Here is a 24333-nt window from a genome sequence, read left to right as displayed (position 1 = left end):
TCAATCAGCGCATGATCAGGGCTTCGTCCACCTGCACCCGTTCCGGATAGACGACCGCCCCGCGCATGAGCTGATCGTCGCCAAAGGCCGCATGCTTCACGTCGCGCAGCCGCAGGGCATGCGCCAGCTTTTCGGTGCGCAAACCGACGAACCCCGCCCTCGCCCGGTCGTCCGCCATCAGCACGGGCGCCCGATAGTTAAAGAGATAATCAAGTTCGCGCGTGCGCAGCATCTCGCCGATCAGGCGCGCCCCGCCTTCCACGTAAACACCCGTGATCTTCTCCGCGGCACAACGTTGTTTAAAATCTTCAAACGCCACCTGCTGCGTGTCGGAGTCAATCACCCAGACTTCGATGCCGAGGTCCCGAAGTTTGCGCACATATCCGAGACCACCATGCGGCGTCGTCACCACCACCGTGCGATCCTTGAACTCATCGGTGTAAACCGCGGGCATGTAACGATCGACGACGGACCGTAATAGCCCATCGAATACAAATCGCCGCGGACACCATTCCGTGCCATCGGCCGCGCGCGCCGTGAGCCGCGGGTTGTCCTGCAACACCGTCATCGCGCCCACCGCGATCGCGGGAAACAAGCGCCGCCAGTGATGCACATCAGCCCGCGACTGTTCGTTGGTGATCCACTTGGAGTCGCCCGTGCGCGTGGCGATGCGACCGTCGATCGACACCGCGGTCTTCGCCGCCAGCAGCGGGTGTCCGGTCGTGATCCAATGGTTGAAGATCAGATTGAGGTCCGTGCAGACCTCCTCCAGCACGCCCGTCACGACCTCCACGCCAGCCTCGCGTAACACGGCAAAGCCCTTGCCCGCGTGATCCGGATTTGGATCCGTCGCGCCCACCACCACGTGTTTGATGCCGGCGGCGATGATCGCGTCGCAGCAGGCGCCCGTGCGCCCCGGCGTCGAGCACGGCTCCAAGGTCACGTAGAGCGTTGCACCTGCTTTCGGCGCTCGTCCCAGCGCCGACAGGGCTGCCCTTTCGGCATGGGCTTCGCCGTCCTTCACGTGCCACCCTTCCGCGACGACGACACCGTCCTCCACGATCACGGCGCCGACCATCGGGTTGGGATGGGTGTGCCCCCACGCACGCTTCGCCAGCGCGAGCGCCTGCTGCATGAAGGATTCGTGCTTATTCGGGTCGGACATAGGGGTTGCTCTGTTTTTCGTTGCCGACGGTGGTCGCTTGGCCGTGGCCGGGATAAAGAACCATCTCGTCCGGGAGGGTGTAAATCTGCTCGCGGATCGACTTCGTCAGCACGTCTAGCGAACCGCCCGGCAGATCCGTGCGGCCCACACTGCCGGCGAAAACGGCATCGCCGACAAACGCCGCCCCCGCCGCTGCCAGCACAAACATGATGTTGCCCGGGCAATGTCCCGGCACGTGGCGGACCTCAAAATTCACGCCCAGCGCCTCCAACATGTCGCCTTGCTCGACCCACTGGTCGACCGGGATGGGCTCGAGGCCGAGCTTCTCGCCCATGAAGCCTTCCATGATCTCCGGCGTTTCGATCAACGCCTTGTCGTCCGCGTGAGCGACCACGTGTGGATTCGCCTCCCGCACGACTTCGGCGCCGCCTTGGGTATGATCCCAGTGCCCGTGAGTGATCCACAGGGCCTTGAGGGCAACGCCATCCGCCTGCAGCTGCGGCGCGATCTTGGCCCAGATGCCTCCCGGGGCATCGATCAGGATCGCCTCACCGCGGTCGGAGTCGGTCAGCAAATACGCGTTGGTTTGGATCGGCCCCGCCGGAATCACATACAACTTCATTCCCTGCAGGACAGAGGCTTACCCCACCCGGGTGCAACGCCAATTCCTCCGCATCTAATGGCGGCTTGCGTCCACCGCCCGCGAACGCTGACCTGTTCCCTTTTCCCATGTCGAAACTCCGCTTTGCTGTTCTCCCAGGTGACTACATCGGCCCCGAGGTTATGACCGAGGCCCTCCGCGTGCTCCAAGCTGCCGCCACTCCGGCCGGCCTCGAGCTCGAGTATCAAATCGCCGATGTTGGCGGCGCGGGCATCGACAACCACGGCAAAGCCCTCCCCGACTCCACCCTCGAGGTCTGCCGCTCCGCCGACGCCATCCTCTTCGGCTCCGTCGGCGGTCCGAAGTGGGAAACCCTCCCGCCCAAGGACCAACCCGAGCGCGCCGCCCTGCTGCCGCTGCGCAAGGCCTTCTCCCTCTTCGCCAACATCCGCCCCGGCCTGCTCTACAGCGAGCTCACCGACGCCTCCCCGCTCAAGACCGAGCGCATCCCCGACGGCATCGACATCGTCTGCATCCGCGAGCTCACCGGCGGCATCTACTTCGGCCAGCCCAAGACCACCACCGAGCTTGAGAACGGCGAGTTCCAGGCGCTCGACACCATGGTTTACAAGACCTCCGAGATCGAACGCATCGCCGAGGTCGCGGCCGTCACCGCCAAAGCCCGCGGTGGCCGCGTCTGCTCGGTCGACAAAGCCAACGTGCTCGAGACCTCCGTCCTCTGGCGCAAGACCGTCACCGCCTACTTCGCCAAGCACCACCCCGAGCTCGAGCTCAGCCACATGTATGTCGACAACGCCGCCATGCAGCTGGCCCGCGATCCCAACCAGTTCGACGTGCTCTTCACCGAAAACATGTTCGGCGACATCCTCTCCGACGAGATGGCCGTCATCTGCGGCTCCCTCGGCATGATGAGCAGCGCCTCCCTCGGCACCGGCAACAACAGCCACGGCCATCCTTTCGGCCTCTATGAACCGGCCGGCGGCACTGCCCCCGACATCGCCGGCAAGGGGGTCGCCAATCCCTGCGCCCAGATCCTCTCCGGCGCCATGATGCTGCGCTACTCCTTCGGCCAAAACGAACTCGCCGCCAAGATCGAAGCCGCCGTAAAGAAGACCGTCACCGCCGACGGCCTCCGCACCGGCGACATCGCCTTCGGCCGCAACCCCGTCGGCACCACCGCCATGGCCGACGCCATCATTGCGAATCTTTGATTCGCAGTAGCGAGTAGTCAGTAGCGGGTAGCGAGCATGCCCCGCCGCGAATCTACTCGCTACCCACTACACGCTACTCGCTACTTTTCTCTACCATGACCTCTGCCGAAATTCGCCAGTCGTTCCTCGATTTCTTCGCCTCCAAGCAGCACACCATCGTGCCGTCGGCGTCGCTCATGCCCGATTCGCCCGGGCTGCTCTTCACCAACGCCGGCATGAACCAGTTCGTGCCGATCTTCCTCGGTGAACAGGCGCCCAACGTCTCGTCGTGGGCCGGCGCCCTGCCCGCCGCCGACACCCGCGCGGCCGACACCCAGAAGTGCATCCGCGCCGGCGGTAAACACAACGACCTCGAGGACGTCGGTTACGACACCTACCACCACACCCTCTTCGAGATGCTCGGCAACTGGTCCTTCGGCGATTACTTCAAAAAGGAGTCGATCACTTGGGGCTGGGAGCTGCTCACCAAAGTTTGGGGCATCCCCGCCAAACGCCTCTTCGCCACCGTCTACTCGCCCGGCGAAGGCGACCCGTCCGAGTTCGACCAGGAAGCCTACAACATCTGGAAGGGCATCTTCGAAGCCGAGGGCCTCGACCCCGCCGTGCACATCGTCAACGGCAACAAAAAGGACAACTTCTGGATGATGGGTGACACCGGCCCCTGCGGCCCGTGTTCCGAGGTCCACTTCAACCTCCTCCCGTCCGACGACGAGGCGCCCGGTCGCGCCCTCGTCAACAACGACAGCCCGCGCTGCATCGAGATCTGGAACCACGTGTTCATCCAGTTCAACGCCAACGCCGACGGCACCTTTGCCCCTCTCGCCGCCAAGCACGTCGACACCGGCATGGGCTTCGAACGCGTCGCCGGCATCCACGCCTGCACCAAGGGCTTCACCGACTTCTCCGCCGAGCCGACCAACTACGCGGCCGACATGTTTGCCACCCTCTTCGCCAAGGTCGCTGAACTCTCCGGCAAGACCTACGCGGCCACCGTGCCGACCAAACGCGAAGGCCTCAGCGAACAGGAAAACACCGACATCGCCTTCCGCGTCCTCGCCGACCACGCCCGCTGCGTGAGCTGCGCCATCGCCGACAACATCCTGCCCGGCAACGAAGGTCGCAACTACGTCATCCGCCGCATCCTCCGCCGCGGCATCCTCTACGGCAAGAAGCTCGGTCTCGACACCGGCTTCTTCGAAAAGCTCGTGCAGCCCGTCGTCGAAGCCCTCGGCCCGGTCTTCCCCGAACTCGTCGAGAAACAGGAAATCATCCGCCGCGTCATCCGCAGCGAAGAGGAAAGCTTCGGCAAGACACTCGACCGCGGCTTGGCGATCTTCAATGACGCCACCGCCGACGGCAAAAACGTCGATGGCGCCACCGCCTTCCAACTCTACGACACCTACGGCTTCCCGCTCGACATGACCCAGCTGCTTGCCACCGAGCGCGGTCTCACCGTCGACGGCGACGGCTACCACACCTGCATGGAGCAGCAGCGCGAACGCGCCCGCGCCGCGCAGAAAAAGGAAGTCATCGTCGCCGCCACCGAGGGCGAAGAGCAGGTCGAGCATACCGCCACCGAGTTCACCGGTTACGACCGCGCCAACCTCATCGACTTCGCCGCCACCGTCGTTGACGTCATCAGCTCCGACCAAGGCACCTATCTCGTCTTCGACCGTTCCCCCTTCTACGCCGAGATGGGTGGCCAGGCCGGCGACGCCGGCACCGTCACCACCGGCGACACCACGATCCAGATTGTGGATACAGTGAAGGACAAGTCCGGCCGCTTCCTCCATAAGGTGAAGGGCGAGACCACCGTCGAGTCCGGTGCCAGTGCGATTCTCAATGTCGACATGACGCGCCGCCGCGCCATCTCGCGCCACCACAGCGCCGCCCACCTTATTCACTGGGCGCTGCGCAAGGTGCTCGGCACCCACGTGCATCAGGCCGGCACGTCGAAGACCCCGGAACGCATGCGTTTCGACTTCGCGCACTTCGAGGCCATGACCCCGGAGCAGATCGCCACCGTCGAGCGCCTCGTCAACGAGCAGGTCATCGACAACGCGCCGGTCGAAACCTACGAAGCCGACTTCGACAAGAAGCCCGAGGGCACCCTCGCCTTCTTCGGCGAGAAATACGGCCGCATCGTGCGCGTCGTCGATATCGGTGGTTACAGCCGTGAACTCTGCGGTGGCACCCACGTGCTCACCACCGGTGAGATCGGCCTCATCAAGATCGTGTCCGAAGGCGCCATCGCCGCCGGCACCCGCCGTATCGAGGCGGTCGCCGGCTCCGCCGCCTACGACTTTGTGGCCGATCACGAGGCCGCCCTGCAGACCGTCAGCAGCAAACTCAGCGCCGGGCCGGCCGACGTCGCCGCCAAGCTCGACACACTGCTCGCCCAGAAGGCCGAGGTGGAGAAGAAGCTGAAAGCGTTTGAGCAGAAAGCCGCCGCCGGTCAGGCCGATGAACTCGTCGCCAACGCCGTCGAGAAAGACGGCATCAAATGGGTCTCCGCAGTCGTCAGCACCGAGAACCCGAACACCCTGCGCGCGCTTGGTTCGCAGATCATCAGCAAGCTCGGTGAAGGTGTCGTCGTCCTCGGCGCGGCCTTCGGCGAAAAGTCCTCGCTGGTCGCCTTCTGTTCACCCGCCGCCATCGCGGCCGGCGTGAAAGCCGGTCAGCTGATTGGTGAACGGGCGGCCGCGCTCGGCGGCAAAGGCGGCGGCAAACCCGACTTCGCCATGGGTGGCGGACGCGAGCCCGAGAAGCTCGCCGAAGTGCTCAAGCTCTGATCGCCCCCCGCCCCCGCAATTCCGCCCTGCGGCGCTGCGTAATAATCCCCGGTGCCTTTCCGTAGACGGACTGGCACCGGTCCTGCAGCCTGTGGTTTGCAAAACATGGGCGAAGCACAACCAGCAAAGGGCAAAGCGACCTCCACCGATTTCGAGTCGGCGTATCAGCGCGCCAACGACCAGCTCTATCGAGAGCCCTTGTTGGCCGAGGCGGAATTTAAGTCTTTGCTCAACACGCTCGACCGCCGTGACTCCGCCCAAATCGCCCGCGTGCAGGAACGCCGGGCCATCGCCCTACGCATCCTCTGCCAGTATGATCGCGCCCAGGCCGCCGGCGAAGATGCGATGCAACGCTACGAGCTGCTCGACAACGAAGCCGGGGTCGGCCGCGCCTGCGTAGCGCTTGGCAACATTGCGTGGAGCCGCGGACTCCTGGTTGACGCGCTGTCCTATTACGAGTCCGCCCTGGAGATCCGCCAGCGACTCGACGACCTCCCGGCTCACGCTGGAGCTCTGGGCAGCGTGGCCAACATTCTGACCGCGCTCGACCGACTGCCCGAAGCCAAAACGCACTACCAGTGCGCTCTGGCGATCTGCCAACATACCGGCGACCAACGTTTCGCTGCGCGCACCCACAACAACCTCGGCGATTGCCTCCTGCAGATGGACGAAGTGGAGGCCGCGCTCGACCATTGCTCCACCGCTTTGCGCATTTGTCGCGACATCGATGATCGCATCGATGAACCCGCCGTCTTGATCAACCTCGGCCGCATCCGCAGCCGGCGCAACGAATGGCAGGACGCGCTCGACCTCCTCGACGAAGCAGCCGCGCTGGCCGCGATCGGCGGCGACCGGCGCACCGAAGCCGAAGCCATGCTTCATCGGGCTCGCATCACCGAGGACCGTTCCCGCATCGATTCCTCCTTCGCGCCGCAAGCCGCGCTGTTCCGCCAGGAAGCTCTGCAACTCGCCGAGGTCATCGGCGCCCACGCGCTCTCGCGCTTGTTACACGAGGACTGCGCCGTCGCCGCCGACCGCGCGGGGAAAAAACTCACCGCCCTGAAGCACCGCTCCCAAGCCGCGGTCCACCGCGAAATCGAATCGCAAGGCGCCGCCTGAGTCTGCCAGCCTGCGGGTCATGCCCCCGCCCGCGGAAACAACCCAGCCCGAAGCGTTCAAGGACTGGTTTAACCCCACCCTATACCGCGAGATCGCTGACCAACTTGCCAGCGTCTGCCCCGCTTTCGACCGGAAGCAGTTTTTGCAACTCACGTTGGAGGGACTGGAATCGCGCTCGCTCATGGAGCGTTTGCGACAAACTCCCGTCGCCGCCCATGCCGCTCTGCCCGGTTCCTACGCGGAAAAACTGCAGGTGCTCGAAAAACTCGCCGCCCGTTCCGACCACAACTTCGTCGGTATCTGGTTCGCCGAATTCGCCGGCCGCTACGGCACGGATGATCCGACCCGGGCGCTGGCCGCGATGCGCCATTTCACACAATTCGGCTCCGCCGAGTTTGCGATCCGGCCTTATATCCAGAACGACCCCAAGACGACGCTCGCCACCCTGCTGAAGTGGACGCGAGACGACAACGAACACGTGCGCCGCCTTGCCAGCGAAGGCAGCCGGCCGCGACTTCCCTGGGGGCTCCGGCTCGGCTTTCTCGTCGAAGACCCTTCGCCCACCAGGCCGATTCTCGAGGCCCTCAAAGCCGATCCCTCGCTTTACGTCCGGAAGTCGGTGGCCAATCACCTCAACGACATCGCCAAGGATCACCCCAACTACGTGGTCGCGCTGGTGCGCGATTGGGACCGCGACAATCCGCTCACCGCGTGGATCGTGAAACGTGGCTTGCGCACTCTGGTCAAAAACGGCCACCCCGCCGCGCTGGAGCTCATGGGCGCCGGCCAAGCCCCGAAACTGGATGTCGCCACCTTCACGGCCGCCCCCACCCGCTTGACGCTGGGCACGCCCCTGCAACTCGAAGCCGAACTGCGCTCCACCAGCCGCAAGACGCAACAGCTGATCGTCGACTACATTGTCCATTACGTGAAAGCCAACGGCAGCACCTCGCCCAAGGTGTTCAAGTGGAAGGAATTATCACTCGCCCCCGGGGAAACCCTATCACTGCGTAAACGGCAAACGATCCAGGACTTCTCCACCCGTCGCCACTACGCCGGCCACCATCGCATTGAGCTCCAGATCAACGGCCAGATTTTGGCCCGCACCGGCTTTGATCTGCGACGCTGAGTCCCGCACGGATTACAAAAAAAGCGGCGCAGAGAGTTTCGGCTCCGGTTGCCGATACGGCCTCCCGTTGCTATCTGAAAGCACCATGAACCTGAACCGTTTGGTGGATGAAGTCGCCGACAACGCGGATTCGTTTCTGTCCGATGTCGTGGGCCGCAAGGAAACCCGGGATGCCGTTGCCGATCACGTGCAGGAGAACTACCCCGATTTGTCCCGCAAGGAACAGACGGTCGTGATCAACGGCGTGCTGGAAATTCTCGAAGGCGAGGACTTCTTCGGCAGTGACTACGACGACGTGCCCCAACGCCGCGGGCACGGCAACGTTGACGACGACTGAGAGGCCGCGACGCTGGTCGTCGCCATGATCGACTACAGCGCTCCCGACCTCACCCAACACCCGCCCCGCAGCCCGCGGGTGCGTCTCGGCGGCTTCGTGCACCTGCCCCGCCTATTGGACAAAGCCCGCGCCTTCGCCGCCGGCAAACACGGCGACTACATCTACCCGTGCCCCATGGACGAGCGCCTCTTCGCCTTCGCCGGAGTCGACGCCACCGCTTTTCTGGACGCGGTCAAATGCGGCAAATCCGACACCGAGATGCTCGCTTGGCTGATGGAGCACCTCAGCCCGGCGCGCCTGCCGCACGAGATTCTGGCGTGGTCCGACTGGCTGGAGAACCTCGCTCCCGGCGACCCGCGTCGCCATGGCAACTTTGCCACCGAAATCGAACGTATGGCCCCCGGGCGGCTCGACATCGTTACGACCTTCGATCGCCTCGAACTCGACGACTACACGGCCTTTGGCGGCCGCGGCTGAATCAGTCGCATCAGCGGCTTGGGTCGAACGCCTCGGCCTGCACCACCAGCCAACGCTTCAACGCTGCATCGAGCTCGGCCAAACGCACGGGCTTGGAGATGAAGTCGTTCATGCCGACGCTCAGGCAGCGCTCGCGACTCTCTGCAACAACATTGGCGGTGAGCGCCAGCACCGGAATCGCCCGAGCTTTGCCCGGCAGAGAACGAATCCGCACGGTGGCTTCGTAACCGTCCATGACCGGCATGTGGCAATCCATCAGGACCAGATCAAAGGCCTCCGCCTGCACCAAGGCCACGCCCTCGGCACCGTTTTGCGCCGACTTGAAGGCGTAGCCCAAGCGGGTCAGCAAGCGCTCACCGATACGTCGACTGGTGAGCTCGTCATCAACCAGCAGCACCTTGAAGCGGGACCGGGTCTCCGGCGCCTCTTTCTGCGGGGTGGTCCGTGGAGTCTGAATCGGTTTGTGCAACCCCTCCACCGCAAGCCAATCCAAGCCCAAAGCCATGAGCCCTTCGGCGATATCGCCGGGAGCCAGCAGCGGCTTGCGCAGTGCTCCCGTGAGCCGCGGTTGAGCCCCCTGTTCCTGCACCCATAAGGTGTTTTTCTCCGACCATTGCGCCGCGATCGCGTCGGACCAGGCCACCGCCGGGTTGCGCAGCAACAATACGGGAACCGTCTCGCTCGACGCTTGCAGTAAACGTAGCGCGTGATCCGCGTCTTCCGCGATGACACTTCGCAGCCCCAATCGCCGCACCGTGCAGGCAGCGGTTTCCGCCCCCAGTCGCGTGGTGTCCAGAACAACGATCAAGGGCACGTTCTCAGGCAGGGGGGCAGCCACCGCGCCCAGTTCAAAATCGACCGTGAAGTTAAACTCGGATCCTCGCCCCTCTTCACTTTCGACGCACATCGCGCCGCCCATCAGATCGACCAGCCGTTGGCAGATGGCCAGACCGAGCCCGGTGCCGCCAAAACGACGCGTTGTCGAAGCGTCGGCTTGGGTGAAGCGTTCCATGATGCGCGCTTGCACCTCCGGCTTGATGCCAATGCCGGTGTCGCGCACCGCAAAGCAAAGTTGCGCCCGGCCCACATCCGACGGGTTCACCACGCGCGCGACCAATCGCACTTCCCCGTGGGCGGTGAACTTCAGCGCGTTGCTCAGGAGATTGAGCAGCACCTGCCGCAGCCGGGCCGGGTCGCCGATGACGCGCTGCGGCACGGACGGATCGAGGACCAACCCCAGCTCCACATCCTGTCCGGCCGTGCGCAGGGCGCCGATTCCCGCCACATCCTCCAGGATCTGCCAGAGATCGAACTCGACGGCTTCGATGTCCACCTTGCCCGCTTCGATTTTGGAAAAGTCCAGGATGTCACTGATCAGGCTCAGCAGGGAATCCGCCGAAGCACGCAGGGTGCGCAAGTGGAGTTGCTGTTCGTCGTCGAGTTGAGAGCCTTCGAGCAACTCTGCCGAGCCGATCACACCAATCAGCGGAGTGCGAATCTCGTGACTCATGTTGGCGAGGAAATCGCTCTTGGCTCGATTGGCGGCTTCGGCCGCTTCGGTGGCCACCCGCGCCTCGCGCGTCTCTCGTCGTTCCGCCTCCAGAGCCTCCAACTGCGCCATGCGCTCAAGCATGTGGCGGCGTCGCACATGGATCACCCGCCAAGCCAAACCCACGATCGCCGCCAGCGCCGCCACCCCCGCCAGAATACGGAACCACCAGGTTTCCCACCACGCGGCTTCGATGATGACGGTCACCTCGGTGGTATTGCGGGCGTCCGCCTGTTGGTGATCCAACCACGCCCTGACCTGCACCACGTAACGCCCCGGGGAAAAATCCAACAGCTGCACCTCGCGCGTGGCCCCGACATCGACCCAATCATCATCCACGCCCAGAATACGCACCGCGTAGCGCACACGTGAGGGGGTGCCCAGCGAGACTCCGGTGTAGCGCACGGTGGCACGGCGGGTGCCCGCCGGCAGTCGCACTTCGTTCACCGCCGCATTCACCGGCACCTGCAACTCGGCGGCATCGATGCGCTCGATGTGCACGTTGGGCATCTCCACCCGATTGGACACCCGGCTTGAATCCACCACCGCCAACCCTTTGTAGGTGGCAAACCAGATATCTCCCTTGGCGTCTCGCTGCACCACGGGCTGGAATCCCGCCCGTGTTCCCGACGGCGGAAAGCCATCATTATGATCGATCACACTGACCCGCACCTGCGCGGCCTCTCCCGTGAGAAACGCCTGCAGCGTCTCTGTCGGGATGCGGACCAATAGCTCACTGCCGCCCAACCACAGATTGCCCTCACCGTCACATGACAAAGCCCCCCAAATATCGGTAGGCAAACCATGTTCTTGCGAAATCACAGAGACGCCCTCCGTCGTCCATTGCTCGATCCGCCCATCCGCAAAAGACGCCCACACCCCATTTCGTCTCGTCGCCGTCAGACCCATGACCAAATGAGGCATGCCGTCCTCGGCTTCTTCCTCTGGATCGAGGCCGTAGCCGAGATAGCGCGGTGTATCCTCCTCCCGTGGCCAGACCCACAGACCAATTCCCACCCCAGCGAACCAGAGTTCCCCCTCTGCATCCAAGGCCAAGTGTCGAATGCTCGCGCTCCCCGCCCCTTCCGACCGGGGATCAAATAAACTCCATTCGCCGTCCGGATCTCGCCACGCCAAACCGCCGTCGTAGCCCACCCACAATCTGCCATCGGCGGCCCGCTTGAGCGCCGCCACGTGATGCTTCTGTTCGCCCGCGATTGGCTGCGGATTGATCATGCCAGTCGCAGCGTTGATGTGAAACAGCCCGTCGTTGAACGTGCCCACCCACCATCCGCCCTGGCCATCCTGCTCCAAGCTCTGAGGCCACCCCGGATCCAGTTTTTGGCCCTGCCACTGCGCCGGGACAAAACCTTCGCCCGTCCAACGCACCAAACCACCGCCATGGGTCGCCAACAAGAACCCGTCACCGTCGGGTTGGAAACTGTTCACCACCGGCTGCGTAAGCCCTTCCCCCACGCCGTGCAGCGACACCAGCCGCGGCCGCAATCGGGTGACGCCGCCTCCGTTGGTGCCGATCCAGATATTACCCTCCCGGTCTTCCAAGAGCGCCAAAATCGAGGGATTGCGCAGATCGACGTCCGGCCCCGCCACCCAATATTCCCGAGTCGCGAGATCCACCCGGGCGACTCCAGCAACGTAACTGCCCATCCAGAGCCCACCCGACGTATCCTCCATCATCCGCACCGCACCCGGTAAATTGGCCGCCGGTCGTTGCACCACTTCGCGCCACTCCCCGCCATGCCATCGACGCACGACATCATCACGCGCAATCCACATTCCTCCCGCCCGCGCGCGTGTGAGCCCGAGTAGGTTGGAGTCGCCCGGATCCCGCACCTTCTCCTCCAAAATAACTTCCCATTCCCCTTCGCGACCGAACGCGAGCCAACTGTGATCCATCAACCAAACGCGATCGTGTTCGTCCATCGCCACCCGCAAAGGCGCGCTCCGCCCCTCTGACGAACGCGGGAGCTCCACGTTGCGAAAATCGTCCGCCACCGATCCATCATTCGTCAGCAGGAAGTTTTCCCGCGCCACATAAACCCGTCCGCCGGAGTCGCTCGTGATGTCACGCACGATTCCCGGCGCCACCCCCCGGTCCTCTCCCCACCACGTCCACTTCCCGGCAAAGAGCCGACCGACTCCCGCCTGAGTGCCCACCCACAACGCACCGCGGGTATCGACATGCAGCGCCAACACCAGTCCGGCGTCCAACCCTGGCGCATCCGGCGAAGTGATCCGCGTGAAGTGATTGCCGTCAAATCGCAGCAATTGTGAAAACGTGCCCACCCACAGGTAGCCATCCGGCGTCTGCGCAAACGATACCCCGGCGATGTCGGGAAACCCTTCCTCCGTCTCCCACGTGCGACCCAGGAATTCCGTGTCCGGCAAAGGGGTATGGGCAGAAAGCGGCCCGACGCCCAGCAGGGCCACCATCCCGAAGACAAGCGTCAGTTGTTTCCATACCGCCATAGACATGCGACGCCGGGGAGCATTCCGCTTGCGACACCGCAATACAAGCATCGGAGTGCTCATCCCGACTTCTCCGCGATCCATCCCCTCGCGGCGACCGGCCCCGTTTCGTCATGACGATCGATTCCGCTCCCATTCCCACGCTCTGCGCCTTGCTCGCCTTTGACTGCAATAACCGCCTGGCGGTGCGCCAACTCGGTTCCAAAGCCGGGCTCGCGTTTTCCGGTCTGGGTGACGCCATGGCCATCGAACGCTTGGAGAGCGCCTTCGCTGAGCACAGCCAACCGCGCGAGCTGTTCCAGCTGACCACGGGCGGTCGCCATTACCGCGTCGTAGCCGCCCAGGTGCGCGGCACTCCGGCCGACGCCGAAGTGCGTTGTGTATCCATCGACGAGTTACAGCGCCAGCCCGACGCCCTGGCCCCTTCGCTGGCCGCCATCCTGGCGGAACTGGAACCGCACCTCGTGCGGCTGCCCTACCTGCATCTCGGAGAGAATGATTTTATCTACAAGTTTCGACCTGAGAAGGAACGCAACCCCGCCATCTACGCCGACGACGAGGTCTCGAGCGGCCTCTACCAATCGAAACTCTGCGCCGCCATCAAAGCCCTCGCCCGCCAGCACGAGCGTCGCGCCACCTGCCCGGTGAGCCTCGATTTCGGCGCGGTCGAATACCTCATCCCCAGCCACTTCGGCTTCTGCCTCGGCGTCAAAAACGCCATCGAACGCGCCTACGAAACCCTCGCCGCCAATCCGGGACGTCGCGTCTTCATGCTCTCCGAGCTGATCCACAATCCCTTTGTCAACGAGGACCTCAACCGCCGCGGCCTGCGCTATCTGCAGACCGACAAAGGCATCCCCTACACCACCGCCGGCACTCCCGCCACCGGTGCCGCCGACGAGGAGCTCATCTGGGACACGCTCACCCCCGATGACGTTGTGATCATTCCCGCCTTCGGGGCAACCGACGAGGACAAGGCCCGCCTCGTGCAGAAGGGAATCGCAGTCTTCCCTCACGACGCAACCTGCATGCTGGTGGAGAAGGTCTGGAAAGCCGCCCGCAGCTACGGTCGCGAGGGCTACACCGTGATCATTCACGGCAAGGCGGAGCACGAGGAAACCAAAGCGACATTTTCCAACACCCGCCGCCATGCGCCCGCGGTCATCGTGCGTAACCTCGCCGAGGTCGAACAACTGGCCGACATCATCACGAGCACTGACCCCGGCCATCGCCAAACATTCTACGACACCTTCGCCGGCAAATTCACCGACGGCTTCGATGTCGAACAGCACCTCCAGCATGTCGCAGTGGTCAACCAAACCACCCTGCTCATGAATGAGACCCTCGCCATCATCGAACGCCTCCGTGGCGCATTCGTCGCGCGTTATGGCGAGACCGGCGTCGAACGGGTGGGCGGCGGCGGACGCCGCGACACTTTGTGCTACGCGACGCAGGTGAACCAGGACGCCCTCGGCCGCGCCCTCGCCGAACCGCTCGACGCCGCCTTCGTGATCGGCGGCAAGAACTCCTCCAACACCTACCAACTCTATCGCCTTTGCGCGGATAACCTCGGCGACAAAGCCTTCTTCATCCAAAGCGAACGCAACATCCTCTCACTCGATGCCTGCGAGCACTACGTCTTCCCCTCGCAGGGCCCGGCCAGCGGTGGCCACGTGGAATCCCAACCCCTCTGGCCCGGAGCCATGGCCCGGCGGCGCGTCCTGATCACCGGTGGCGCGTCCTGTCCCGATGGCCTGATCCAGCAGGTCATCACGCGGCTCAACAGTTTCTTCCCCGCCGATCAACTGCGCTCCATTGATGCCGTGTTGGCCGATCTGGCCGAACCCCGCGCCTAGCGCCACGACCATCACCCTCGTCCCGAGGGCAAAAAAAGACGGCCTCCGCGGAGGCCGTCTTTTTCTGAAAACGAGCGAGAGCGAGTCGATCGCAGAGGTCGCGCAATCAGAAGCGAGTGATGATACCGACGCGCACGATCAGGTTGTTGCCCAACACGATCGAGGCGGTGCGCCCACCGAGGTTCTGCACAAAATCGTCGAGCGACTCATACACGCCACCGAGGAAGATCGAGGTGCGCGGGGACAGCCAATACTCGATGTTGAGCTCGCCGTAGAAGCCGGTGATCAACTCCTTGTATTCATTGCTTTCGGATACCGAAATCGTGGAGGCCACTTCGTAACCGCTCATATCGAGCACCTCATTCACGGTGAAGTCAGAGCCCACGTAAGCCCCGATGAAACCTACGCCAGCGTGAACGGCCAATTTCTCGCTCAGATGCGTGCGAATCTCCGGTCCCAACCGAATGGAATAGTAGGCACCTTTGACCTTGTAGCTGCCATCCACGAAAGCGCCGTTCGGAGTGACTGTGATGGTGCGGTCGGCCGTGATCTGCTGGAGTGGCACCGTCGTTTCGACGCCATTTTCCACAATCGCATTACCGATATCGTCGAACAGATCCTCGAAGGTCGGCGCTTGATAGAAAGCGTCGGGCACTGCGCCGTAAACTTGGTAAATATCCGTCAGCTTGATGAGATTGGACACCACCCGTTCCTCCCGCTCGGCGGTGACGTCGGTGATGCCAATGGAGCCGCTGAAGCCGATCTCCGTCTTCGGCCCAAGTTTGAAGAGACGACGGCCGACCGACATTTCAAAACCCAGCGAGCCTCCGTCGTGTTCCATCTCGTAGGACGCACCGGTGGACTCAGCCGAAAATGCGCTCATGGCGATACGACCATTACCCAAGTTTTGGGAATCGTGCGCATAGGCCCAAGTCCGGGTTTGGCCGGGAGTATAGGCCAACAAATCGAGATAGACTCCGTCCTGGCCCTCCACCGGCACTTGATAGCGACCGCCCGGCGTTGAGGTCTGGTTGCCGTCATCGTCAACTTCGTTGGTCCGCGGTCCGTCGAGCACCACCGCACCGTCGTCATAGGCGCGGGAAACATCGGTAACGTCGGCGCCGGGGATCTGGCGGCCGGGCACGTTGCCCAAGTTGCCAAACTCGATGGAGGGTTTGCCGGTGTTAAAGCGGGCGCTGACGTGAAACGTCCACGGATTGGCGTCGCGGAAAGCGATCTGGCGCAGGCGGGGGGGCAGCACAAAGCCCGGGGGCACTTCCACATTGGCGGTCTCGTCCTCCTCGGTTGCTTGGGCAAAGGAGGGAGTCGCGAGAATGCTGGCGGTGAGGCCGATCGCTAGGATTCGAACAAGATTGGGATAAGCCATGGATGAGGGCGTATTGGACGCGTAGAAACCGCTAAAGTTGCTTCGTTTTGAGGCAAGGCCAGCCCTTTCTTGCCCCAACCGCGGGTTTCCGCGGCGTGAACCGGTGTATCGCGCCTCACGCGCTCACTCGGTGAATTCGTCGAATTCCTTCTCCTTGGCCTTCTCTGCGGCCAGGGCCGCCGCAGCCTCCGGGTCGATCGCCGCTTCCCGCTCCTTTAAACGTCGTTCGCGGGCGCGCAGGTCTTCCTCGCGTTGTTCAAGTTCGGTTTCAGTGAGTTGCTGCTCCTGCACCTTCTCGAAAAGTTTGTTTTCACTTTCCTCCAGAAACGCCTCCCGTTCCTTCAGCTGGGTCCGTTGATCTTTGAGCGAGGCCTCCTGCCGCTCAAGTTCGGCCTTCAACGTTTCCAAGGCGGCCTTTTCCTCGGCGGACATTCCGACCTGCGCCGGAGCGGCTTTGCGGGCGGCGTTCAAAACCTGTTCGCGGGCGGCCAACAGCGCCTCCACTTCCGCCATCTCCCGGGCCTGATCTGCCAGCTTGATCTCCAGGTCTTCGCAGGCGCGCTCGCGTTCCTCCAAGCGGGCTTCGAGCTCACGCAGGCTCTTTTCCAACTCAGCCGATTGTTCCGCCGGTATTCGGGTCTCTGTTTCGCCCCACGGTGCGCGGGTCGCCGCCACGATACGGTTGATTTTCTCCCGAGTCTCAGCGGCCTCCTCGGTCTGAGCCAACGGCGACCGCGTGCGCCGGCGCAGCGAGAGCTGTCCGGACTTCGTCCCCGGGGGGCGACCAGGAATACGCAGCTTGTCCGAATCGAACGGTGGCGGCGGCGGCTGAGAGGAACTCATGCCAGCACTTAACCCCCAAAGAGGCGCGAAAACCAGCCTGTCTTCTTTTTCTTCTCCGGCACCGCACCGGCCACATGCCCTTCGAGCAACTTGGCCGTAAGGGTTTCCACCGCCGGGTCCTGCAGCACCATCACAATCCGACTCAGGGGCACGCCCTCAGCGACCTTTTGCTCAATGGCCTGCCGGTCCTCGGCAAAATAACCGACCCGAGCAGCGACCTCGCCGGCCGTCGAGGCACTCGGCTCCGTGCCACGTTGCGCCAACTTCTCGCGCTCGAGCGGACGCAACTGGCGCACCAGCCCACCGATCGACTCCACCAGGTGCAGGCCTTTCGCGCCGGGACGGAAGGGCAAAAACCTCGCCAACATCTGTTCGTCGATATGCGAGAGAGCGTTGAGCAGACTACGGAAGTCGCCTCCGACAATCACGTTTTGCGACATGCCTTGGGCGAAGACCGCAAAGGCCTCGAGGGTTTCAAGTTTCTCCAGCGAGCAGAACTCCAGTGTATCGCTCGACAGCGTCGTGAAGCGGATTGGAAACGTCGGCGGCAACCCGAGTTTCTTCATATTATCCAGCAGCGGATTTTCGGCCGAAGCCGCCGCGTCGCTGTGCTCCACCATCTCGCCAAACGGATCGTCGAACGCGAGGGTCTCCTGCAGGATCGTGATCAGCGTCTCGATCGTGCCTGGCGGATAACCGCGCTCATCCAGTGCCGCGACTGTCTCGTTGTAGTCGAAATCGATGTAGTCAGCCGGACTGTCGACCTTGCCCTGCCCCGGCCACTCGGGGCCGTCGAGATTCTCCGCCAAACTGGAAAGGGCGGTATCAACCATGATCGAAGAAGCAAAGGCCGTGCGGGCTTCGTCCCAACGTTGAGCAGAGGTGGATTCAGACATAGCGGCAGGGAATCAGAGGAGGAGTCGAGAAAAGGGAGAACTGAGCGCGGCGCGCACGGCGCACGCGGGGACGGTGAATCAGGCCACCAGCGAGTCACCGTGGCGGATGAGCTCGTTGGCCACGCCGTGGTAATCGTCGATCACGGTCTTTTCGCCGCTGCCGTCGGCCGAGGCGTTCACCAGCGCGACCGGGAGGCCCAACGTGACCGCGCGGCGCACTACCATGGCATCGCGCACCTGCTGATTGAAGAGCTTGGCGATGGGCGACACGCGCTTGGCGCTGCGATATTGGTTAAGACGCAACTGCATGCGCATGCGCGGCACATCGATGTCCACGCCGGTTTTGATCGAGTTGAAAATGATGCCCTCCACGCGCGCCGGATGCCCCTGGGCACCGTTGCGGAAACTGGCGCTCAGCTGGTGGAACTTGCCCAGCTTCTCCACCAACAGCGTGAAGCCGATCAAGCTCAGCGCATCGGGATTGGCCGGCACGTAAATCTCGTTGGCGCAAAAAATCCCGCACTGCGATGCCCGCAGGATGTTCGGCGGGCAATCGAAGAGGATGAAGTCGTAGTTGCCCTCGATCTCGGCCAGCTGGTCACGAAACACCACATAGTGCGGCCGGGACGGATCGCCGCGGTATTCGTTCTCGAGGTCCACCAGATTGAAGGTGGTCGGCACGATATCGAGGCCCGGCAGCACCGGCTCGCCGGTTTTGTTGAGCACAACATCCTTCACCACGATATCCTTCACCGACTGCTCCCCCGGATCGAAAATCGAAAAGACCGCACCGGCTCCCGTGGCGTTGATCTTATTCCACCGATCAAGCCGCAGCAGCCAGATCGACGCATTGGATTGAGTATCGAAGTCGCAGATCAGCACTCGTTTGCCGAGCTTGGCCAGCGAAGCGGCGACATTGACCAGCAGCGAGGTCTTACCGACGCCACCCTTGTAATTAATGAAAGCGATTTTTCGAGCCATGCGGAGTATTCTCGGGAAAGCACCAAAGGCGCGCTAACGCAAGGACTTGACGATGCGACGGCCCCTTGCCCAAGCCCAGTCAAAAAGACGGCCGGTCGTATTTCACCAAATATTCGCAAGCTCCACGGGCGAAGTCACTTGTCACACAATGGTCGCGCAATCGCCATTCGCCCGGCACCTGCCTCCCGCAAATTCACTGCGCCTCCCCCCCCCCCCCCCCACCATGCCCGTGCCTTACATCCTCAGTGTGGACGACGAAACCGACGTCTCCGATCTCATCGCGTTTAACCTGCGCCAGCATGGCTACGAGGTGGGCACCGCCGCGACCGGGCGTGAGGCGCTCGCCTCCATCGAAGGGCGTCGTCCCGACCTACTGTTGCTCGACCTCATGCTCCCCGACATCGACGGCTTCGCGATTTGCGAGATCTTGCGCCGCGACATGGCGACCGCCGCCCTGCCCGTCATCATCATCTCCGCGTGGAGCGAACAGGATTCCCGCCATCTCGGCCTCGAACTCGGCGCGATCGATTTTCTCAACAAGCCGTTCAGCCCCCGCGCGCTGGTCAATCGCGTGAACGAACTGCTCGGCCAGCGCGCCCCGCACCCGCGCATCAGCGCTTGATCAAGCGGCGTCGTCTGCGGCAAATGGCCGGATGACGATCAACAAAGGCCAATTAATGGACGCGCTCCTGGCGGAGCTGCAGCAGGACCATGAGCTGCAAACCCGTGCCGCCCTCCTGGCCCGCGATGAAGCGACCAACGAGGAAAGCCGCGCCGAAGGCAAATACGACACCCGTGGGCAAGAGGCCGCCTACCTCGCCGAAAGCCAGGCCAAAATCGCCACCGAGTTGAGCGATGCGATCACCTTTTACCGCTCGCTCAAGCTGCCGGACTCCCGCCCCCCCGCCGCCATCGAGGTGGGTTCCGTGGTCAAGGTCGAGCGCCCCGGCAAACCCCTGTGGTGTTTTATCGGTTCCCGTGCCGGCGGCACCGACTTCACCTACGAGGGCAAAGCCTTCACCGTCATCACGCCGGCCTCCCCGCTGGGGCGCCTGTTGCTCGGCAAGAAGCAGGGAGATACGGTTTACCTCGTGGCCCGCGGCAAACCGCAGGCCCACCGCATCGCGGAGACGGCCTAATGCCGCCCCTCGCGATGCGCCGATGCTCTCAAGCGTCGCGGATCGCAAACAGCAGCGGCACACTCATCCGAAACGAGACCGGCCGCCCTTTGCGCGTGCCGGGTTCGAAGCGCCATCGCAGCACTGCTTTTTCGGCTTCACGCGCAAACTCCCACGGCGCCCGCTCATCCGCCCGGGCCTCCACCACGCGCCCCTGCGTATCCACCACAAAGGTGATGATCACTTCGGCCTCGACGCCGTCGCGCCGCATCCGCTCCGGGTAGCGCGGCGACACGCGCAGTCGCGTTTCCGGAATACGGTCCAACTGGCCAAAGTTAATGGCTGCACTGAACCGATCACTCGCGCTTTCGCGCCAATGACTGGTTTCCTTCCCCGGGCGCACGACGTGAGTGAAATCACTGTCCGCGATCCGATGTATCACCTCCGTGGGGACAGGACTTGGCGTCTCCAGCTCTACCGGAGGCAAGTCCTCCGCCGGTTGATCGATGATGTCATCCACGGGCAACGGCGTGTCGTCGGGTGTATCCGTATCGGTGGATACGTCGACGACCTCGTCGGGTGTCGTCACCGCGATTTCCATCGGCGGCCATTCCGGGAAATCCTCATTCGGCGGATCGATGAAAATACCATCGTCGCCAAGCACGACTGAAGGTTCATTGAAAGAGAAGAGAAACACGGCATGCAGCGCCGCGGCGGTCAGAGCAGGAATCAGGAAAGCGTTTTTCATGAGTTAGAAACGGGGTTATTTCTACAACGCACCGGTGCGGAGTTTCTTAGCACTTTCCTCGTTTCATTGACGGTGCTTGTCTCTGGCCACCCCATGCGACCCGACCGCTGCCCCCACCTCTCGCGCCTCCCCCTGCACCTGCTCGCGATCATTACCTTCCCCGCCCTCTGGGTGGCAGCCGCACCGCCACTGGCTTTGCGCGAGGTCGACCCCGATCGGATTTCCGGTGGCGTCTTTGCCGCCCTCTCCGCCGACGGGCATTTTGATTCGATCACCACCGCGCCAAGCGCCCACACCGTCGCCGCGGAAGCGCTTCCGCCCGGCAGTCCGACCAAGGGAACGCCCCCCGATGTTACCGCGCCTTGGGTGGCGGCCAATACACGCCTCGGAGACGACCCGGCCGACCTCTCCAACACCCAACGCCACCAGGCCGAGCCCCATGTCTTTCGTAGCCGCACCAATCCGGCGGTCCTGCTGGCGACATTTCAGGAAGGTCGACTTTCTGATGGCGGCGCCGCCTCTTGCGGTTACGCCGTCAGTCACAACGGAGGCCGCACTTGGCGCCGTGACCTGATTCCCGCCCTCACCCGCGTGAATGGCGGCACCTACTTTCGCGCGACCGACCCGGTCGCGGCCATCGATCTCGATGGTAATATGTTTCTGAATACGCTCAATGCGCGCACATCCGACTTCGGGCTCGCCGACCTCACCATCGTGCGCTCCTCCGACGGTGGCGAAACCTGGACCACGCCGCGCCTGATCTACGCCGCGCCCAGCGCCCAGATCTTCCCCGACAAAAACTGGATGGCCGTCAACGACCATCCCGGGGCCTCCTCCGCCAACCGCCTCCTCGTCACCTTCACCGGTTTTACCAGCAACGCCCAGGGCCAGTCCACCGGGGCCGACCTGCGCAGCTCCTTCAGTGACGATCAGGGCGAGACCTGGTCTCCGCCCGTTTTCATCCAACCACTCGGCACCTCCAACCAAGCCACCCAGCCGCTTTTCCTCGCCGATGGTTCGGCTCTCGTCGTCTATATTGCCTTCACCACGTCCACGCAGGCCTTTCGGATCGAGTGTAAACGATCGCCCAGCGGCGGTGCGTCCTGGCCCAGCCCCGCAACCGTGATCCACGAGGTGTTCTCCGCTTGGGACGACCCTGTCGCGCGGGACGGCGTGTTTCTCGTTTCCGCGACCCTTGCCAAATCCAACGGCACACTGTTCGTCACCTGGACCGAAGCCCAAAGCGGTTCCTCCCGCGTGCGTCTCTCGCGCTCGTTCGACAACGGCGCCACATGGTCCGCCCCCATCCAAGTGAACGAATCGGCGACCGGCCGTTCCGCCTTCAATCCCACCGTGGGCGCCTCCGAAGACGGCCAGACCGTGACCGTCACTTGGATGGACAATCGCAACGCCCCCGACCTCCGCAACTGGGTCGACATGTATGCGACCACCAGCACCGACGGCGGCCTGTCGTGGTCGGCTGATTCCCGGATTTCTGATCGCACCACCGACATGCGCCGCGCCCAGTCCACGCCCCGAGGCTACATGCTTGGTGACTATTTTGGCTTCGCTGCGGGCCGCACGCCCGCTGAACCCAGCGTCGCGGTTTGGGTCGACACCCGCGCGGGCGAAGCCGACCCCGTGGCCACGCGCTTCCACCCCATTCCCAACTCCAGTTACGAGGGGTGGCGACAGGCGCACTTCATGCCCGCGGGCAATGACGCCAACGACCTCAGCGGTCCCCAAGGCGACGTCGACCGCGATGGTTTCGCCAACGTGTTTGAATACCTTTACGCCCTCGACCCCTTCGTCGCCGACCGTGGTGACGCATTCACTATCAGCGCGAGCGCCATCGCTGAGCCCCGGTTTGCCGGCCGGACCGATTTGAGCACCGACGTTTGGGAACACTCCACGGATGGTGCCACCTGGACCCCCGTCTCCCCCGCCGGGAGAAATCCCGCGGGCGAAATCCAGCTTACCGATCTGCCCTCCGCTAGACCGCTCTGGGTCCGCCGCCACGTCGCGGTGGCGGGTGGTCCTGACGTGATCGGTGCAAACACCACCACGCTCGGCAGCGACACCCGCCTGGTAAACCTCTCCTCCCGCGCCTTCGTCGGCAGCACCGCCGAAGCCCAACTCATCCCCGGCTTCGTCGTCGGCGACGGCCCGCTCGATACCCTCATTCGTGGCATCGGCCCCGGTTTGATTCCCTTCAACGTCAACGGCGTCTTGAGTGACCCGACCCTCACCCTGTCTCCCGCGCCCCTCTCCGCTCTCACCAGCAACGACAACTGGGGTCGCGACGGCGGCGCCACCGCGGAGGACTTTAACGCCGTCGGCGCCTTTGCTCTGCCCGCGGACAGCCTCGATGCAGCACTATCGGCCACGCTCGATTCCGGCTCCACCACTGCCGTGGTCTCCGGTCCCAACAGCGGCGTGGCCCTCGCGGAACTGTATCTGAGCGACACCGGCTCGGGGGCAACCGCCCGCCTCCTCAATCTCTCCACCCGCGCCCTCGTCTCGACCGGCGAACGCGTCTTGGTGGGAGGCTTTATCCTCGAGGGCAACAGCCCGCGCCGCTGCTTGGTGCGCGCCGTGGGACCGACCCTGGCCGACTTCGACGTCGGCGGCCCCCTGGCCGATCCCACCCTGCAGCTCTTCCGCGGCAGCCCCGGCGAGCTCGTGGCGGAAAACGACGACTGGTCGCTCAGCCCCTCCGCGACCGCCATCGCCACCGCGGCCGACCGCATCGGCGCCTTTGACCTTCGCATCGCGTCCACCGACGCCGCCCTGCTCGTCACGCTCGAACCGGGCTCCTACACCGCGGTGGTGTCGGGCGTCGACGGAGCCGAAGGCGTCGCGCTGGTGGAGGTTTACGTTCTCGACGACTAGGCGCGGGCGCGGTTCGCTGGCGGATATGTCCCGTCGTCGGTCGCCGTTTTTGTTCGCCTGTTTCCTCCTCCTCGCCGGAGTGCTCTCCGCCGCGCCTTCCCCTGAACTGCAGGCCGCCCTCGACGCGTTTCGCACCGAGGGCCCCAAAGGCTGGGCGTTCACCCAAACGGTTTCGACGGCCGAGCGCAGCCGGGTTGAAACCTTCGATCCGTTGCAGCCGGACCACCTCAAGATGACCCTCGTCAGCGAGAATGGTCAGCCGCCGACTCCCGAAGAGCTGCGCACCTATCGCGAGCAACAGACGCGCCGCAGCGGCGGCTTCACCGCGCCCAACATCAAAGAACAACTCGACCTCGCCAGCGCCCGTCTGACCGAAACCAACGGCCCCCGCGAGATCTGGCTCTTCGACCTGGTGCCCGGTGGCGACGACGACACTTCGGCCGAACACATGCGCGTCACCCTCACCTTCCACACGCCCACCCAAACGATCGAGCGCGTGGAGCTGGCCAGCTTTGAACCCTTCTCTCCCGTCCTCGGCGTAAAGGTGGCGCTCGCTCGCACCGTTATCGACTACTCCCTGCCGGAAGAAGACACGCCCTCCCTCCTGCAGCACATTCATGTCACCGTGCGCGGGCGCGCCTTCTTCTTCAAATCCCTCGATTCCGACATGACGATTTCGTATTCAGATCATCGTTACGCCGGCAAAACCCCGACGCCCTGA

General features: G+C 63.6%; 19 protein-coding genes. 11 read left to right on the top strand and 8 right to left on the bottom strand.

Annotated features, from left to right (window positions below; all coding sequences use genetic code 11):
• Positions 1-4 precede the first annotated feature (4 nt).
• Positions 5-1165, bottom strand: coding sequence for a bifunctional diaminohydroxyphosphoribosylaminopyrimidine deaminase/5-amino-6-(5-phosphoribosylamino)uracil reductase RibD (ribD, locus tag K1X11_RS02045; protein ID WP_221028799.1), 1161 nt, complete (start codon positions 1163-1165; stop codon positions 5-7).
• Positions 1149-1787, bottom strand: a complete 639-nt coding sequence (locus tag K1X11_RS02040; protein WP_221028800.1) for an MBL fold metallo-hydrolase — start codon at positions 1785-1787, stop codon at positions 1149-1151. Before K1X11_RS02040 ends, ribD begins: the two co-directional genes overlap by 17 nt.
• Positions 1788-1894: 107 nt before the next feature.
• Between K1X11_RS02040 and leuB the strand changes: the two genes are divergently transcribed.
• The 6 genes from leuB (at position 1895) to K1X11_RS02010 (ending at position 8852) form a co-directional block, all read left to right on the top strand.
• Complete coding sequence (gene leuB, locus K1X11_RS02035; RefSeq protein WP_221028801.1) at positions 1895-2998, top strand: 3-isopropylmalate dehydrogenase; 1104 nt, start codon at positions 1895-1897, stop codon at positions 2996-2998.
• 95 nt (positions 2999-3093) lie between these two features.
• The gene (gene alaS / locus K1X11_RS02030; protein ID WP_221028802.1) at positions 3094-5790 is read left to right on the top strand and encodes an alanine--tRNA ligase; all 2697 of its coding nucleotides are present in this window, start codon (positions 3094-3096) and stop codon (positions 5788-5790) included.
• A gap of 105 nt (positions 5791-5895) precedes the next feature.
• Entirely contained in the window at positions 5896-6909 is a 1014-nt protein-coding gene (locus K1X11_RS02025; protein ID WP_221028803.1) for a tetratricopeptide repeat protein, read from the top strand.
• Positions 6910-6928: 19 nt separating this feature from the next.
• Positions 6929-8038: a DNA alkylation repair protein gene (locus tag K1X11_RS02020; RefSeq protein WP_221028804.1), complete on the top strand. Its 1110-nt coding sequence runs from the start codon at positions 6929-6931 to the stop codon at positions 8036-8038.
• Between the two features lie 85 nt (positions 8039-8123).
• Positions 8124-8375: a hypothetical protein gene (locus tag K1X11_RS02015; protein ID WP_221028805.1), complete on the top strand. Its 252-nt coding sequence runs from the start codon at positions 8124-8126 to the stop codon at positions 8373-8375.
• Positions 8376-8399: 24 nt separating this feature from the next.
• On the top strand, positions 8400-8852 hold the full coding sequence (locus tag K1X11_RS02010) for a DUF5069 domain-containing protein (protein ID WP_221028806.1): 453 nt from the start codon (positions 8400-8402) through the stop codon (positions 8850-8852).
• 10 nt (positions 8853-8862) lie between these two features.
• On the opposite strand, the gene K1X11_RS02005 is transcribed toward K1X11_RS02010, so the two are convergent.
• The gene (locus K1X11_RS02005) at positions 8863-12810 is read right to left on the bottom strand and encodes a hybrid sensor histidine kinase/response regulator (protein WP_221028807.1); all 3948 of its coding nucleotides are present in this window, start codon (positions 12808-12810) and stop codon (positions 8863-8865) included.
• A gap of 194 nt (positions 12811-13004) precedes the next feature.
• Here K1X11_RS02005 and ispH point away from each other — a divergent pair, with 194 nt between their 5' ends.
• Positions 13005-14747, top strand: a complete 1743-nt coding sequence (ispH, locus tag K1X11_RS02000; RefSeq protein WP_225919197.1) for a 4-hydroxy-3-methylbut-2-enyl diphosphate reductase — start codon at positions 13005-13007, stop codon at positions 14745-14747.
• A gap of 106 nt (positions 14748-14853) precedes the next feature.
• Here ispH and K1X11_RS01995 read toward each other — a convergent pair whose 3' ends face one another.
• The 4 genes from K1X11_RS01995 to K1X11_RS01980 form a co-directional block, all read right to left on the bottom strand.
• The gene (locus tag K1X11_RS01995; protein WP_221028808.1) at positions 14854-16134 is read right to left on the bottom strand and encodes a hypothetical protein; all 1281 of its coding nucleotides are present in this window, start codon (positions 16132-16134) and stop codon (positions 14854-14856) included.
• 123 nt (positions 16135-16257) lie between these two features.
• Positions 16258-16977 carry a hypothetical protein gene (locus tag K1X11_RS01990; RefSeq protein WP_221028809.1) on the bottom strand — a complete coding sequence of 240 codons (720 nt, stop codon included), beginning with the start codon at positions 16975-16977 and terminating at the stop codon, positions 16258-16260.
• 8 nt (positions 16978-16985) lie between these two features.
• Entirely contained in the window at positions 16986-17873 is an 888-nt protein-coding gene (locus K1X11_RS01985) for a hypothetical protein (protein WP_221028810.1), read from the bottom strand.
• A gap of 78 nt (positions 17874-17951) precedes the next feature.
• On the bottom strand, positions 17952-18854 hold the full coding sequence (locus K1X11_RS01980) for a ParA family protein (protein WP_221028811.1): 903 nt from the start codon (positions 18852-18854) through the stop codon (positions 17952-17954).
• A gap of 223 nt (positions 18855-19077) precedes the next feature.
• Here K1X11_RS01980 and K1X11_RS01975 point away from each other — a divergent pair, with 223 nt between their 5' ends.
• Positions 19078-19476, top strand: coding sequence for a response regulator (locus tag K1X11_RS01975; protein ID WP_221028812.1), 399 nt, complete (start codon positions 19078-19080; stop codon positions 19474-19476).
• Between the two features lie 55 nt (positions 19477-19531).
• Entirely contained in the window at positions 19532-19993 is a 462-nt protein-coding gene (locus tag K1X11_RS01970; RefSeq protein WP_221028813.1) for a GreA/GreB family elongation factor, read from the top strand.
• A gap of 28 nt (positions 19994-20021) precedes the next feature.
• Here the strand turns inward: K1X11_RS01970 and K1X11_RS01965 are convergent, their stop codons facing one another.
• Positions 20022-20720, bottom strand: coding sequence for an energy transducer TonB (locus tag K1X11_RS01965; protein WP_221028814.1), 699 nt, complete (start codon positions 20718-20720; stop codon positions 20022-20024).
• A gap of 93 nt (positions 20721-20813) precedes the next feature.
• Here K1X11_RS01965 and K1X11_RS01960 point away from each other — a divergent pair, with 93 nt between their 5' ends.
• Together K1X11_RS01960 and K1X11_RS01955 are read left to right on the top strand one after the other, a co-directional pair.
• Positions 20814-23612: a sialidase family protein gene (locus tag K1X11_RS01960; protein ID WP_221028815.1), complete on the top strand. Its 2799-nt coding sequence runs from the start codon at positions 20814-20816 to the stop codon at positions 23610-23612.
• 25 nt (positions 23613-23637) lie between these two features.
• The gene (locus K1X11_RS01955; protein WP_221028816.1) at positions 23638-24333 is read left to right on the top strand and encodes a hypothetical protein; all 696 of its coding nucleotides are present in this window, start codon (positions 23638-23640) and stop codon (positions 24331-24333) included.

Origin of the sequence: Actomonas aquatica, assembly GCF_019679435.2 — a bacterium.
Classification (GTDB): Bacteria; Verrucomicrobiota; Verrucomicrobiia; order Opitutales; family Opitutaceae; genus Actomonas; species Actomonas aquatica.
The sequence above is the reverse complement of the archived record's forward strand: the minus strand, read 5'-3'. Positions and strand labels throughout refer to the sequence as shown.

Excerpts from the sequence above, each read along its gene's own strand:
- ribD (WP_221028799.1), bottom strand. The coding sequence starts at position 1,165 with ATGTCCGACCCGAATAAGCACGAATCCTTCATGCAGCAGGCGCTCGCG.
- K1X11_RS02040 (WP_221028800.1), bottom strand. The coding sequence starts at position 1,787 with ATGAAGTTGTATGTGATTCCGGCGGGGCCGATCCAAACCAACGCGTAT.
- leuB (WP_221028801.1), top strand. The coding sequence starts at position 1,895 with ATGTCGAAACTCCGCTTTGCTGTTCTCCCAGGTGACTACATCGGCCCC.
- alaS (WP_221028802.1), top strand. The coding sequence starts at position 3,094 with ATGACCTCTGCCGAAATTCGCCAGTCGTTCCTCGATTTCTTCGCCTCC.
- K1X11_RS02025 (WP_221028803.1), top strand. The coding sequence starts at position 5,896 with ATGGGCGAAGCACAACCAGCAAAGGGCAAAGCGACCTCCACCGATTTC.
- K1X11_RS02020 (WP_221028804.1), top strand. The coding sequence starts at position 6,929 with ATGCCCCCGCCCGCGGAAACAACCCAGCCCGAAGCGTTCAAGGACTGG.
- K1X11_RS02015 (WP_221028805.1), top strand. The coding sequence starts at position 8,124 with ATGAACCTGAACCGTTTGGTGGATGAAGTCGCCGACAACGCGGATTCG.
- K1X11_RS02010 (WP_221028806.1), top strand. The coding sequence starts at position 8,400 with ATGATCGACTACAGCGCTCCCGACCTCACCCAACACCCGCCCCGCAGC.
- ispH (WP_225919197.1), top strand. The coding sequence starts at position 13,005 with ATGACGATCGATTCCGCTCCCATTCCCACGCTCTGCGCCTTGCTCGCC.
- K1X11_RS01995 (WP_221028808.1), bottom strand. The coding sequence starts at position 16,134 with ATGGCTTATCCCAATCTTGTTCGAATCCTAGCGATCGGCCTCACCGCC.
- K1X11_RS01990 (WP_221028809.1), bottom strand. The coding sequence starts at position 16,977 with ATGAGTTCCTCTCAGCCGCCGCCGCCACCGTTCGATTCGGACAAGCTG.
- K1X11_RS01985 (WP_221028810.1), bottom strand. The coding sequence starts at position 17,873 with ATGTCTGAATCCACCTCTGCTCAACGTTGGGACGAAGCCCGCACGGCC.
- K1X11_RS01980 (WP_221028811.1), bottom strand. The coding sequence starts at position 18,854 with ATGGCTCGAAAAATCGCTTTCATTAATTACAAGGGTGGCGTCGGTAAG.
- K1X11_RS01975 (WP_221028812.1), top strand. The coding sequence starts at position 19,078 with ATGCCCGTGCCTTACATCCTCAGTGTGGACGACGAAACCGACGTCTCC.
- K1X11_RS01970 (WP_221028813.1), top strand. The coding sequence starts at position 19,532 with ATGGACGCGCTCCTGGCGGAGCTGCAGCAGGACCATGAGCTGCAAACC.
- K1X11_RS01965 (WP_221028814.1), bottom strand. The coding sequence starts at position 20,720 with ATGAAAAACGCTTTCCTGATTCCTGCTCTGACCGCCGCGGCGCTGCAT.
- K1X11_RS01960 (WP_221028815.1), top strand. The coding sequence starts at position 20,814 with ATGCGACCCGACCGCTGCCCCCACCTCTCGCGCCTCCCCCTGCACCTG.
- K1X11_RS01955 (WP_221028816.1), top strand. The coding sequence starts at position 23,638 with ATGTCCCGTCGTCGGTCGCCGTTTTTGTTCGCCTGTTTCCTCCTCCTC.